A 13541-nucleotide genomic window follows, 5' to 3' on the forward strand; every position below is an offset into this window, starting at 1 on the left:
CCCCCACCCCCACGCCCCAGGCGCGTGCGGCACGCAATCCTCACCGGTGGCGGAGTCCGGTACGGTCCCCCAGCAGAAGGGTGGCGGCCACGCGGCCGAGCACCTGCGCGGCGCTTCCACCGACCTCCTGGAGCACCCCGACCCGCACATCGCGGCGCAGGCGGCGGCCCTGGAGAACCTCCTGCGCTGCTGGGTCAGGGAGAACAACCTCCCGGCACCGGACCACGGCCCCCTGCGCGTCCCCCTCGACGCCAGCGGCACGGCCCTGCTCGTCCCCGTGCACTACTGGTCGGCCACCGGCTGGCACCGCTTCGGCCTCCCCTACCTGGAGGACGGCCCGGCGAGCGCCCCGCCCGTCGACGCGGTCACCGTCGCCGCACTCCTCAGCCGTGAGACGGCCGGCCGCGATGGGGAGCCGACGAGCGGCGGCTCGGCAGCGCTGCCGGAGCCGGAGCAGGGCGAGGCGAGGGCCGCCCCGGCAGAGGAGGCGGCGCCCCCGGCAGATCCGGTTGACGGCGCCGACCTGGTCGGCCGGGTCGCCGACTCGGTCCGCCGGACCGCCACCTTCATCGCCGACCGGCGCGACCGCCCCGGTGACGAACCCGACCTCTTCCTCGCCGCCGAACAGTCCCTGCTCCTCGGGCACCCCCTGCATCCGACCCCCAAGAGCCGCGAGGGTCTGTCCGACGGCGAGATCCGTCTCTACTCACCGGAGCTGCGCGGCGCCTTCGCGCTGCACTGGCTGGCCGTCGACCGCTCCGTGCTCTCCTCGGACTCGGCCTGGACCGAGCGCGGCCGCACCGTCCCGGCCGACCAGCTCACCACCCGCCTGGCAGCACCCGGACTGCCGCTGCCGGAGGGCCGCGTCGCACTCCCCGTCCATCCTTGGCAGATCCGCGAACTCCGGCACCGCCCCGAGGCAGCCGAACTCCTCGACGCGGGCCTCCTCCAGGACCTCGGCCCGCACGGCACGCCCTGGCACCCCACCTCCTCCGTACGCACCCTCTACCGCACCGGCGCCCCCGCCATGCTCAAGCTCTCGCTCGGCCTGCGCATCACCAACTCCCGTCGCGAGAACCTCCGCAAGGAACTCCACCGAGGCGTCGAGGCCCACCGCCTGTTGCGCAGCGGCCTCGCTGAGCAGTGGCAAGCGGTCCACCCCTGCTTCGACGTGGTCCGCGACCCCGCCTGGCTGGCCGTCAACGGCCGCGACGGCGCTCCCGTGACCGGGCTGGACGTCATGATCCGGCACAACCCCTTCGCCCCCGGCGACGACGCCACCTGCGTCGCCGGCCTCGTCTCGCCCAGGCCGTCGATGCTTCCCGGCTGCCAGGAGCCCCGACTGATGCGCTCCCGGCTCGGCGAGATCGTCACCAGGCTGGCCGGGCGAACGGGCCGCCCCCGAGGAGCCGTCGCCACCGAGTGGTTCCTGCGCTACCTGGAGAGCGTCGTCCGCCCCGTGCTGTGGCTCGACAGCGAGGCGGGCGTCGCCCTGGAGGCACACCAGCAGAACACGATCCTCCTGCTCGACCCCGAAGGCTGGCCCGTGGGCGGCCGCTACCGCGACAACCAGGGCTACTACTTCCGGGAGTCCCGGCGCGCCGAACTGGACCGGCGGCTCCCCGGCATCGGCCGGCACAGCGACACCTTCGTGACCGACGAGGTGACCGACGAGCGGTTCGCCTACTACCTCGGCATCAACAACGTCCTCGGCCTGATCGGCGCATTCGGTGCCGAACGGCTCGCGGACGAAAGGCTGTTGCTCGCCGCCTTCCGGCGCTTCCTCGGCGACATCGCGTCCGGCCCCGAACGGCTGCGCACCTCGCTGCCCGCGACGCTGCTCGACTCACCCGTGCTGCGCTGCAAGGCCAACCTGCTGACCCGGCTGCACGGCCTCGACGAGCTGGTCGGCCCGGTCGATACCCAGTCCGTCTACGTCACCATCACCAACCCCCTTCATTCCTGAGGAACATGCCCCACCACTTCTGACAGGAGCGACGCCGTGCCTCCCACCGATGCGAGCACCGACGCCGACACCGATCCCACTGCCTCCGGTGCCGACGGCGCGGACACCCTCGATCTGCGCCTGCCCGACGAGCTTGTCGCCCTGCTCGCCGAGCGCGAAGAGCGAGCCGCGCGGACAGCTCACATCGGCCCAGGAGAGGGCGCGCCGGGCCACCCCGCGGGCGCCGTACCGCCCGACGAACTCCTCGGCGGTGGTGCGGCGGACGATCTCCTGGGCGGCGTTGCCGACTGGGGGCCGACCACCACCGACGCCGGTGTCTTCCAGCTCGTACCCGTCCGTCTCGAACGTGACCTCCCGCTGATCAGCCGGTGGATGAACGACCCGGCCGTGGCCGCGTTCTGGGAACTCGCGGGACCCGAAGCCGTCACCGAGGCCCACCTGCGTCCCCAGCTCGACGGAGACGGACGCAGCGTGCCCTGCCTGGGCGTGCTGGAGGGCATGCCGATGAGCTACTGGGAGGTCTACCGGGCGGACCTCGACCCCCTGGCCCGGCACTATCCTTCGCGCCCGCACGACACCGGAATCCACCTCCTCATCGGCGGTGTCGTCAACCGCGGCCGTGGCCTTGGCACTTCGCTGCTCAGAGCCGTCGCCGACCTCGTCCTCGACCACCGCCCCGCATGCGCACGCGTCCTCGCAGAACCCGACCTGCGCAACACCCCCTCCGTCTCCGCATTCCTGAGCGCCGGCTTCCGCTTCTCTGCCGAAGTGGACCTGCCCGACAAGCGGGCGGCGCTCATGGTCCGTGACCGGGCCCTGCGCGCAGTGCTCTGACCCGATCACTCTCCGTCACTCATGGAACGACGCCCGACCCGATCCGGTTCCCTCCCTGAGGAGTCCCCGTGCCGAATCCGTCCGCCGGCCCGATTTCCCGCCCGTCCGCCGCTCTCCACGCTCCACCCGAGCTGACCCAGGACAGATGGCGCGAGGCCGGGCGCCGCCTGCTCGCCAAGATGCTCGGCGAGTTCGCCTACGAGGAGATCATCCGACCCGTGCCGGTCATAGGGGGCGAGACGGGCACGTACCGCCTCATCCTCGAACCGCAGAACTCCGACGGGCCCTCCACGTCGGCGGCGCCCCTCGCCCCCGCCGACGCCCAAACCGGCCCGTGCCTCACCTTCCGGGCCCGCCGCGGCTCGTACGGCGGCTGGCACGTGGACCCGGCAAGCCCGACCCTGACCGAGGGCGGCTCGACGGCCCGCCCCTTCACCGACCCCGTTCGATTCCTGGCGCTCGCCCGCCGAACCCTGGGACTCGACGGAGCCACCCTCGGTCATCTGATCCGTGAGCTGACCGTCACGCTCTGCGCCGACACCCGGATCGACCACACCGCGCTCAGCGCGGCCCGGCTCGCCGACCTCGGTTACGCGGAACTGGAAGGGCACCAGACAGGCCACCCCTGGCTCGTCCTCAACAAAGGGCGCATCGGTTTCTCCGCGGGTGACACCAGCCGCTGGGCGCCCGAGGCCCGCCGCCCCATGACGCTCCCATGGATCGCCGTCCACACCGATCTGGCCGTCTACCGAGGCATCGGCGGACTGGACACCGCCCAGCGGCTCTACGCCCGCGAGCTGACCGCCGACGCCCAGGAGGCCTTCGCGGACTTACTCCACGCGCGCGGGCTCGACCCCCAGGAGTACCTCTACCTCCCGGTGCACCCCTGGCAGTGGGACGAGATCGTGGTCCCCCTCTTCGCGCCCTCCGTCGCCGCGGACGCCATCGTTCCGCTCGTCAGCGACGGCGACGTGCGGCTTCCCCAGCAGTCCATCCGTACGTTCCTGAACGTGTCCCGCCCCGACCGGCACACCGTGAAACTGCCGCTGTCGGTCCTCAACACCCTGGTGTGGCGGGGCCTCCCGACGGAGCGCACCGTCGCGGCACCGGCGGTCACGGCCTGGATGCACGCACTGCGCGACGCCGATCCCTTCCTGCGCGACGAATGCGGGGTGATCCTGCTCGGCGAGGTGGCGTCGGTGGCCGTCGAACACCCCGTGTACGACGGTCTCCCCGAAGTCCCGTACCAGTACAGGGAACTGCTCGGCGCCATCTGGCGCGAACCGCTCTCGCGCTACCTCGCCCCTGATGAGCGCGCGCGCACCCTTGCCTCTCTCCTGTACGTCGACCCGGACGGCAAGGCCTTCGTCACGGAACTCGTCGCACGCTCGAGCCTCGCACCCTCCGTATGGCTGCGCCGGCTCTTCGCGGCCCTGCTGCCCCCGCTGCTGCACTTCCTCTACCGCTACGGAACGGTCTTCTCCCCGCACGGCGAGAACGCCATCGTCGTCTTCGACGACAAGGACGTGCCCGTCCGGCTCGCGGTGAAGGACTTCGTGGACGACGTGAACGTCAGCGCCACGCCGCTGCCCGAGCACGACTCCATGCCGGACGACGTGCGCGAAGTACTGCTCACCGAGCCTCCCGGCTTCCTCACCCAGTTCATCCATTCCGGTCTCTTCGTGGGCGTCTTCCGCTATCTGGCGCCCCTGTGCGAGGAACAACTGGGCGTTCCGGAAGCCGATTTCTGGTCCGCCGTGCGCGCGGAGATTCTTCGGCACCAAGCACGTTTCCCTGAGCTGAAAGAGCGCTACGAGACGTTCGACCTGCTCACGCCCCGTATCGAGCGGTTGTGCCTCAACCGGAACCGACTCCTCCTCGATGGATACCGCGACCGCCCCCAGCGCCCCCACGCCGCCGTGCACGGGACCGTGCCCAACCCCCTCCACCAGCCTTGATCGCGGGATTGTCAGTGCGGCACCGTAGGGTGGTCGCGCTATGACGAAGCCCTCCCTCCCCGAGCTCCTGCACGCCGCCGTCACCGCTGTCGGCGGCACGGAACGCCCTGGCCAGGTATCCATGGCCGAGGCCGTCGCCGAGGTGATCGACGACGGCTCCCACCTGCTGGTCCAGGCCGGCACCGGCACGGGCAAGTCCCTCGGCTACCTCGTGCCCGCCCTGGCCCACGGCGAGCGCGTGGTGGTCGCCACCGCCACGCTCGCCCTCCAGCGCCAGCTCGTGGAGCGGGACCTGCCGCGCACGGTGGAAGCGCTGCATCCGCTGATGCGTCGCCGCCCCCAGTTCGCGATGCTCAAGGGCCGCTCGAACTACCTGTGCCTGCATCGCCTCCATGAGGGTGTGCCCCAGGAAGAGGAAGAGGGCCTTTTCGACCAGTTCGAGGCGGCCGCACCCACCAGCAAGCTGGGCCAGGACCTCCTGAGGATGCGGGACTGGGTGGACGAGACCGAGACGGGCGACCGCGACGATCTCACTCCCGGTGTCTCCGACCGCGCCTGGTCCCAGATCTCCGTTTCCTCCAGGGAGTGCCTCGGCGCCTCGAAGTGCGCCTATGGAGCGGAGTGCTTCGCCGAGGCGGCCCGCGAGCGCGCCAAGCTCGCCGACGTCGTCGTCACGAACCACGCGCTGCTCGCCATCGACGCCATCGAAGGCGCGCCCGTCCTTCCCCAGCACGAGGTGCTGATCGTGGACGAGGCCCATGAGCTGGTCTCCCGCGTCACGGGCGTGGCCACGGGCGAGCTGACCCCCGGGCAGGTCAACCGCGCCGTGCGCCGCGCGGCCAAGCTCGTCAACGAAAAGGCGGCCGACCAGCTCCAGACCGCTTCCGAGGGCTTCGAGCGGGTGATGGAGCTGGCCCTGCCGGGCCGCCTGGAGGAGATCCCCGAAGACCTCGGCTATGCCCTGATGGCCCTCCGGGACGCCGCCCGCTCGGTCATCACGGCGCTCGGTTCCACCCGCGACAAGTCGGTCCAGGACGAGGACGCGGTCCGTAAGCAGGCGCTCGCCTCCGTGGAGTCGATCCACGACGTGGCGGAGCGCATCACGAACGGCTCGGAGTGGGACGTCGTCTGGTACGAGCGGCACGACCGTTTCGGAGCCTCCCTGCGCGTGGCGCCGATGTCCGTGTCGGGTCTCCTGCGGGAGAAGCTCTTCGCCGACCGTTCGGTGATCCTCACCTCCGCCACGCTCAAGCTCGGCGGCGACTTCAACGGAGTGGGGGCCTCGCTCGGCCTGCCCCCCGAGGGCACCGAGTCCGAGGACGCCCCGCAGTGGAAGGGCCTCGACGTCGGCTCCCCGTTCGACTACGGCAAGCAGGGCATCCTGTATGTCGCCAAGCACCTGGCCCGGCCGGGGCGCGAGGGCACGCGCGGCGACATGCTCGATGAGCTGGCCGAGCTGATCGAGGCGGCGGGCGGGCGCACCCTCGGCCTGTTCTCCTCCATGCGCGCCGCCCAGAGCGCGGCGGAGGAGCTGCGGGGCCGCCTAGACATGCCGATCCTCCTCCAGGGTGAGGAGACCCTGGGCGAGCTGATCAAGGGCTTCGCGGCGGACGCGAGGACCTGCCTCTTCGGGACGCTCTCGCTGTGGCAGGGAGTGGATGTGCCGGGCCCCAGCTGTCAGCTGGTGGTCATGGACAAGATCCCGTTCCCGCGCCCCGACGACCCGCTGATGAGCGCCCGCCAGAAGGCCGTCGACGAGGCCGGCGGCAATGGCTTCATGGCGGTCGCGGCCACGCACGCGGCCCTGCTGATGGCGCAGGGCGCAGGCCGTCTCGTACGAGCGTCGGGGGACCGCGGCGTGGTCGCCGTCCTGGACCCCCGGCTGGCCACCGCGCGCTATGGCAGCTATCTGCGGGCTTCGCTGCCCGACTTCTGGTACACGACGGACCGCAATCAGGCGCGCCGCTCGCTGGCCGCGATCGACGCGGCGGCGAAGACTGCCGAGGGGGCCGAGGCGTAGGAGTCCCGACAGCCGCGTCCGCCCCCAGGGACTCTGGGGGCGGACGCAGCAGGGCCCCGGAACCGGCGCAGTTGGTTCCGGGGCCCGGTCAGGGGCGGAGGCTCATACCCGCCGCAGCACCGCCACGACCTTGCCGAGGATCGTCGCCTCGTCGCCGGGGATCGGCTGGTACGCGGAGTTGTGCGGGAGCAGCCAGACGTGCCCGTCCTCGCGCTTGAAACGCTTGACCGTGGCTTCGCCGTCCAGCATGGCGGCCACGATGTCGCCGTTCTCCGCGACGGGCTGGCGGCGGACCGTGACCCAGTCGCCGTCACAGATCGCGGCCTCGATCATCGAGTCACCGACGACCTTCAGTACGAAGAGCTCGCCGTCGCCCACCAGCTGCCGGGGGAGAGGGAAGACGTCCTCCACCGACTCCTCGGCGAGGATCGGGCCACCGGCCGCGATGCGGCCGACGAGCGGGACGTACGAAGCGGCGGGCTTGCCGGTGGTGTCGGTGGGCTGGCTGCTCGGCTGGTCGGAGCCGCGCACCTCGTAGGCCCGCGGGCGGTGCGGGTCGCGGCGGAGGAAGCCCTTGCGCTCCAGGGCCATCAGCTGATGGGCGACCGAGGAGGTGCTGGAGAGCCCCACCGCCTGACCGATCTCCCGCATGGACGGTGGGTAGCCGCGCCGCTGCACGGAGTCCCGGATGACCTCGATCACCCGGCGTTGCCGGTCGGTGAGTCCCGAGCTGTCGGCGCGGATGCCTGGAGGTCGCCCTGGCAGGGAGCGCGTGGGCTTGGGCCCCTCCTGGTTCGTGGCTGCGTCATTCATGGCATGCACCGGCTCGAGTCGGCTCTGGGAGCGGTCCTGGGCAGTGATGGTGGCGCTGTCTGCGGTGGTGGTCACGTCGGTCGGCCCCTCTCGAGATGTTCTCTCCCTAGCTAGCCAACGGTAGTTGCTTTCGAAAGGTTGCGCCAAACACACGTTCGAGTGAAAAATCGAAGATTACCTGACGTGATCAGGGGCCCAGGTGTATGGCTGACGCTCGCGGGTGCATGACTGACGCTCGCGCCGAACGGCAATTCGGTTCATTACGGTACGCTTCACCGCCGGGATCGTGACCCCTTCGGTGGGGCTCTCATACTGCCACTCGGTGCCCCCTCGGCCCGGCACCGGGCCCCGTTCCGGGCGGCGCGAGTGGCCGTTTCGTAGGTCTGGGGCGATCTGGTGCGGCGCGACACGCGTGGTGTCGGAAAAGCGACCAAACCCCAGATCTAGTGGTTGGATTGCGGCAGCAGCCCAGAAGTTGTGGTCCCTGGTCTTTCGGGACCGTGGGCATCGCCTATGCTTGGGGCTGCTTCGAGGGCCCCCAGGGCCCGTTGAGGCTTATGAGTCGTGCCATGAAGGAGGGTTGGGAGTTCCATGCACTGCCCCTTCTGCAGGCACCCCGACAGCCGCGTAGTCGACAGCCGCACCACCGACGACGGCACGTCGATCCGAAGGCGCCGCCAGTGCCCTGACTGCTCCCGTCGTTTCACGACAGTGGAGACGTGCTCACTGATGGTGATCAAGCGCAGCGGCGTGACCGAGCCCTTCAGCCGTACGAAGGTCATCAATGGCGTCCGCAAGGCATGCCAGGGACGGCCGGTCACCGAGGACGCCCTCGCTCTGCTCGGCCAGCGGGTCGAGGAGGCGGTGCGCGCCACCGGGAGCGCCGAGCTGACCACCCACGACGTCGGGCTGGCCATACTCGGTCCGCTGCAGGAACTCGACCTCGTCGCCTACCTGCGCTTCGCGTCGGTGTACCGGGCGTTCGACTCGCTCGAGGACTTCGAGGCTGCCATCGGGGAGCTGAGGGAACAGCGGCTCGACGCCGAGCCGCGCGACGCGGGCGGAGAGCGCGTCGTGAACGACCGCGGGCCTGGAGGGACTGTCGAAGTCCCCGTGCCCGCCACCGCCGCCGACTGACCGGCTGACCGACCGGCCGGCGGCAAACCAGACCTGTTGCGGGTGTCCTCTGTGATGTCCCGCAACGCCAGAAACACATCCGTGCCACGGGAAGAACGTGGTACTTCAGGGCGTTTTAGCCTGAAACAGGGAGGCGGCATGACCGAGACGACGAGCGGCCCGGCACGAGGTTCCCGCGCAAAGGGATCCAAGGCCAACAAGGGTCTGCGCATCGAGCGCATCCACACGACCCCCGGCGTGCATCCGTACGACGAGGTGGTCTGGGAGCGCCGTGACGTCGTCATGACCAACTGGCGCGACGGCTCGGTCAACTTCGAGCAGCGTGGCGTCGAGTTCCCCGACTTCTGGTCGGTGAACGCGGTCAACATCGTCACCAGCAAGTACTTCCGCGGGGCCGTCGGTACCCCGCAGCGCGAGACCGGCCTCAAGCAGCTGATCGACCGCATCGTGAAGACCTACCGCAAGGCCGGCGAGGACTACGGCTACTTCGCCTCGCCCGCCGACGCCGAGATCTTCGAGCACGAGCTGGCTTACGCCCTCCTGCACCAGATCTTCAGCTTCAACTCGCCGGTCTGGTTCAACGTCGGTACGCCCCAGCCGCAGCAGGTCTCCGCCTGCTTCATCCTGGCCGTCGACGACTCCATGGAGTCGATCCTCGACTGGTACAAGGAAGAGGGCATGATCTTCAAGGGCGGCTCCGGCGCCGGCCTGAACCTCTCCCGCATCCGTTCCTCCAAGGAACTGCTGTCCTCCGGAGGCAACGCCTCCGGTCCCGTCTCCTTCATGCGCGGCGCCGACGCCTCCGCGGGAACGATCAAGTCCGGTGGCGCCACGCGCCGCGCGGCCAAGATGGTCATCCTCGACGTCGACCACCCCGACATCGAGGGCTTCATCGAGACCAAGGTGAAGGAAGAGGAGAAGATCCGCGCCCTGCGCGACGCGGGCTTCGACATGGACCTGGGCGGCGACGACATCACGTCCGTCCAGTACCAGAACGCCAACAACTCGGTCCGCGTGAACGACGAGTTCATGAAGGCCGTGGAGACCGGCTCCAAGTTCGGCCTGCGCGCCCGGATGACCGGCGACGTCATCGAGGAGGTCGACGCCAAGTCGCTCTTCCGCAAGATGGCCGAGGCCGCCTGGGCCTGCGCCGACCCCGGCATCCAGTACGACGACACCATCAACGCCTGGCACACCTGCCCGGAGTCCGGCCGGATCAACGGCTCGAACCCGTGCAGCGAGTACATGCACCTGGACAACACGTCCTGCAACCTCGCCTCGCTGAACCTGATGAAGTTCCTGAAGGACGACGGCAAGGGCACCCAGTCCTTCGACGTCGAGCGCTTCTCGAAGGTCGTCGAGCTGGTCATCACCGCCATGGACATCTCGATCTGCTTCGCGGACTTCCCGACCCAGAAGATCGGCGAGAACACCCGCGCCTACCGCCAGCTGGGCATCGGCTACGCCAACCTCGGCGCCCTGCTCATGGCGACCGGTCACGCGTACGACTCCGACGGTGGCCGCGCCCTCGCCGGCGCCATCACCTCGCTGATGACGGGCACCTCGTACAAGCGTTCTGCCGAGCTGGCCGCGGTCGTCGGTCCCTACGACGGCTACGCCCGCAACGCCACGCCGCACAAGCGCGTCATGAAGCAGCACTCCGACGCCAACGCCTCGGCTATCCGCGTCGACGACCTGGACACGCCGATCTGGGCCGCCGCCACGGAGGCCTGGCAGGACGTGATCCGCCTCGGCGAGAAGAACGGTTTCCGTAACTCCCAGGCGTCCGTCATCGCGCCGACCGGCACCATCGGTCTCGCGATGTCCTGCGACACCACGGGCCTGGAGCCCGACCTCGCCCTGGTGAAGTTCAAGAAGCTCGTCGGCGGCGGCTCGATGCAGATCGTCAACGGCACCGTGCCGCAGGCCCTGCGTCGCCTGGGCTACCAGGAGGAGCAGATCGAGGCGATCGTCGCCCACATCGCCGAGAACGGCAATGTGATCGACGCCCCGGGCCTGAAGACCGAGCACTACGAGGTCTTCGACTGCGCCATGGGTGAGCGCTCCATCTCCGCGATGGGCCACGTCCGCATGATGGCCGCGATCCAGCCGTGGATCTCGGGCGCCCTCTCCAAGACGGTCAACCTCCCGGAGACCGCCACCGTCGAGGACGTCGAAGAGGTCTACTTCGAGGCCTGGAAGATGGGCGTCAAGGCGCTCGCCATCTACCGCGACAACTGCAAGGTCGGCCAGCCGCTCTCCGCCAAGAAGAAGGAGGTGGAGAAGACCGAGATCACCGAGAAGGCCGAGGACACGATCCGTGCCGCGGTCGAGAAGGTGGTCGAGTACCGCCCGGTCCGCAAGCGCCTTCCGAAGGGCCGTCCCGGCATCACGACCTCCTTCACGGTGGGTGGCGCCGAGGGTTACATGACGGCCAACTCCTACCCGGACGACGGTCTGGGCGAGGTCTTCCTGAAGATGTCCAAGCAGGGCTCGACCCTCGCGGGCATGATGGACGCCTTCTCCATCGCCGTCTCGGTCGGTCTGCAGTACGGCGTGCCCCTGGAGACGTACGTCTCCAAGTTCACGAACATGCGCTTCGAGCCGGCCGGTATGACGGACGACCCGGACGTGCGGATGGCGCAGTCGATCGTCGACTACATCTTCCGCCGCCTGGCGCTGGACTTCCTGCCCTTCGAGACGCGCTCCGCGCTCGGCATCCACTCCGCCGAGGAGCGTCAGCGCCACCTGGAGACGGGTTCGTACGAGCCGTCCCTCGACGACTCCGAGGTCGACGTCGAGGGCCTGGCTCAGTCGGCGCCGCGGCAGACCGAGTCCCTGAAGGCGGTGGCCACGCCGAAGGCGGAGGCCGAGGCGGTCAAGCCCGCCCCGCAGCAGGCGCACACCAGCGCCGAGCTGGTCGAGATGCAGCTGGGCATCCAGGCCGACGCGCCGCTGTGCTTCTCCTGCGGTACGAAGATGCAGCGGGCGGGCTCCTGCTACATCTGCGAGGGTTGCGGCTCCACCAGCGGCTGCAGCTGATCCGTAGGGGCTGTGCCGGGAACGCTTCCGGCACAGCCGCTTAGCTTCTGGCGCAAGGGGATCGACGAGGCGTCGGTCCCCTTCGCCATGCGCTCGAAGCGTCACGCCCTCGATGTCAGAGCTCGCCTCCCATGAGGCTCAGAGCTCACCTCCCATGAGGGCGGCGAACTCCGTCGGGTCGGCGTCGAAGCCACGGATGACCTCGCGGAACGACCACACCCCCGCTTCGTCCCTGGTGAACTCGGCGACGGTCGAGGCCGTGCAGCCGCCGACACCGGCCAGGTCACTCTGGGCCAGCTCCGTGTAACCCTCGCGGATTCGCACCGTGGTGTTGGGGATGTCGCCGAACACCCTCTGCTCGTCGTGCTGTTGGATGGCGACACCCACCACCACGCGCGCGTACGTGGACGCGAGACGGTCCAGTTCGAGCACCATGACCTCGTCGTAACCGAAGCCCTGGCCCGTCCTGCTGTCACGGTTGAGGGTGATCGTGCCGTCGGGGGAGCGGTTGTCGAAGTGCACGAGGTACACGGGGTCTCCGTAGGGAGCGTCCGACGTGTACGTGGCGGCGATGATGTCGAGGTCGTGGGGAGCGGACCCGGCGGGGCTCGGGTCCCACTTGAGACCCACTTCGACCTTCTTGATTCCCTTGCTGACACTGCTCATTGGGCTTCCCCCTCCTCGTGACCCGGCGCTGCGGTTCCGCCAGGATGTCCCACACATACGCTACGACGCACGACTGACAACGGCGTAGCTTCCCTGGTCGGGGGGTGCAACGGCACGGCGTTCCGGACGGGTTGGCGCCGGCCGGCGGCCACGGAGATCATTGCCCCATGACATGGAACGGGGATGAACTCGATTTCGACGCCTACTTGGCGAGAGTCGGGCACATGGGGGACACGAAGCCGGATCTGGACACTCTCCGCGCCCTTCACAGGGCGCATGTGGCGTCGATCCCCTTCGAGAACCTTGAGGTGATGCTCGGCCGTCCGGTCCCGCTGGACCTGGCGGCACTGCAGGACAAGATGGTGCGCGGGCGGCGGGGAGGCTACTGCTACGAACAGAACCTGCTCTTCGCGGCGGCTCTCGAACGCATCGGTTTCAACGTCACGGGACTGGGGGCGCGCGTCAGGGCCGGGGCCTCCACCACGCGCGCGGTGACGCACATGCTCCTGAAGGTCGAGGTGGACGGGGAGGAGTGGCACTGCGACGTGGGGTTCGGCGCAGAAGGGCTGCTCGAACCGATCCCGCTGCGCGACGGGGTGGAAGTACGACAAGGAGAGTGGCGTTATCGCGTCGACGGCGAGGACGGCGGGGTTCTGGTCCTGCGGACGTGGCGCCCCGACGGGTGGTTCGATCTGTACGCCTACACCCTGGAGTCACGTCTTCCCGTCGACTACGTAGTGATGAACCACTACACATCGACCCATCGGAGCTCGTCATTCATCCGGCGGCCGGTGATACAGCAGGGCACTCCGTGGGCGCGCCGCAGGCTGGTGGGAGATCAGTTGAGTGTGGCGCGCCCGGACGGCTCTGTCGTCGAACAGACCGTTCCTGTGGGCGAATTGACGCACCTTCTCGCGCGGGAGTTCGGCATCGAGCTGGAAGCTGACGATTCAGCCGAGCTGATCAGGGTGCACTACGCCGGAGCGTGACCCCGGCCGCGCGCTGCGCCGTACGATGGCGCGGTGCTGGTCAAGTGGATTCGCTGCACCGTGGTTGACCGTCGGGGGTTCGAGCGAGGGCAGCGAAAGTGGGCGGGGCTTTTGGG

Annotated in this window: 9 protein-coding genes and 1 pseudogene; 8 read left to right on the forward strand and 2 right to left on the reverse strand. The window is 69.4% G+C overall.

Annotated elements, in window-relative coordinates:
• The 4 genes from GKQ77_RS16370 to GKQ77_RS16385 all read left to right on the forward strand — a co-directional run.
• The coding region (locus GKQ77_RS16370; protein WP_372459897.1) for an IucA/IucC family protein at positions 1-1966 on the forward strand (1966 nt) is incomplete at its 5' end.
• A 36-nt stretch (positions 1967-2002) separates the two neighbouring features.
• Positions 2003-2800, forward strand: coding sequence for a GNAT family N-acetyltransferase (locus GKQ77_RS16375; protein WP_219689511.1), 798 nt, complete (start codon positions 2003-2005; stop codon positions 2798-2800).
• A gap of 68 nt (positions 2801-2868) precedes the next feature.
• Positions 2869-4758 (forward strand): IucA/IucC family protein, encoded by a 1890-nt coding sequence (locus tag GKQ77_RS16380; protein ID WP_219689512.1) that lies wholly within the window; start codon positions 2869-2871, stop codon positions 4756-4758.
• Between the two features lie 40 nt (positions 4759-4798).
• A complete protein-coding gene (locus GKQ77_RS16385) occupies positions 4799-6778 on the forward strand; it encodes an ATP-dependent DNA helicase (protein ID WP_219689513.1) in 1980 nt (659 codons plus the stop codon).
• A gap of 102 nt (positions 6779-6880) precedes the next feature.
• Here the strand turns inward: GKQ77_RS16385 and lexA are convergent, their stop codons facing one another.
• A complete protein-coding gene (gene lexA / locus GKQ77_RS16390; protein WP_030778599.1) occupies positions 6881-7666 on the reverse strand; it encodes a transcriptional repressor LexA in 786 nt (261 codons plus the stop codon).
• Between the two features lie 516 nt (positions 7667-8182).
• Between lexA and nrdR the strand changes: the two genes are divergently transcribed.
• Positions 8183-8728: a transcriptional regulator NrdR gene (nrdR, locus tag GKQ77_RS16395; protein WP_219689514.1), complete on the forward strand. Its 546-nt coding sequence runs from the start codon at positions 8183-8185 to the stop codon at positions 8726-8728.
• 138 nt (positions 8729-8866) lie between these two features.
• On the forward strand, positions 8867-11770 hold the full coding sequence (locus GKQ77_RS16400; RefSeq protein WP_219689515.1) for a vitamin B12-dependent ribonucleotide reductase: 2904 nt from the start codon (positions 8867-8869) through the stop codon (positions 11768-11770).
• A 138-nt stretch (positions 11771-11908) separates the two neighbouring features.
• Here the strand turns inward: GKQ77_RS16400 and GKQ77_RS16405 are convergent, their stop codons facing one another.
• Positions 11909-12493, reverse strand: coding sequence for a TerD family protein (locus GKQ77_RS16405; protein WP_219689516.1), 585 nt, complete (start codon positions 12491-12493; stop codon positions 11909-11911).
• Positions 12494-12660: 167 nt separating this feature from the next.
• On the opposite strand from GKQ77_RS16405, the gene GKQ77_RS16410 reads away from it, so the two are divergent.
• Both GKQ77_RS16410 and GKQ77_RS16415 read left to right on the forward strand, forming a co-directional pair.
• Entirely contained in the window at positions 12661-13425 is a 765-nt protein-coding gene (locus GKQ77_RS16410; protein WP_258021419.1) for an arylamine N-acetyltransferase family protein, read from the forward strand.
• Between the two features lie 33 nt (positions 13426-13458).
• Positions 13459-13541, forward strand: a pseudogene (locus GKQ77_RS16415) (DUF4937 domain-containing protein); the annotation flags it as partial.

The sequence above is a fragment of the Streptomyces anatolicus genome (assembly GCF_019400875.1).
Classification (GTDB): Bacteria; Actinomycetota; Actinomycetes; order Streptomycetales; family Streptomycetaceae; genus Streptomyces; species Streptomyces anatolicus.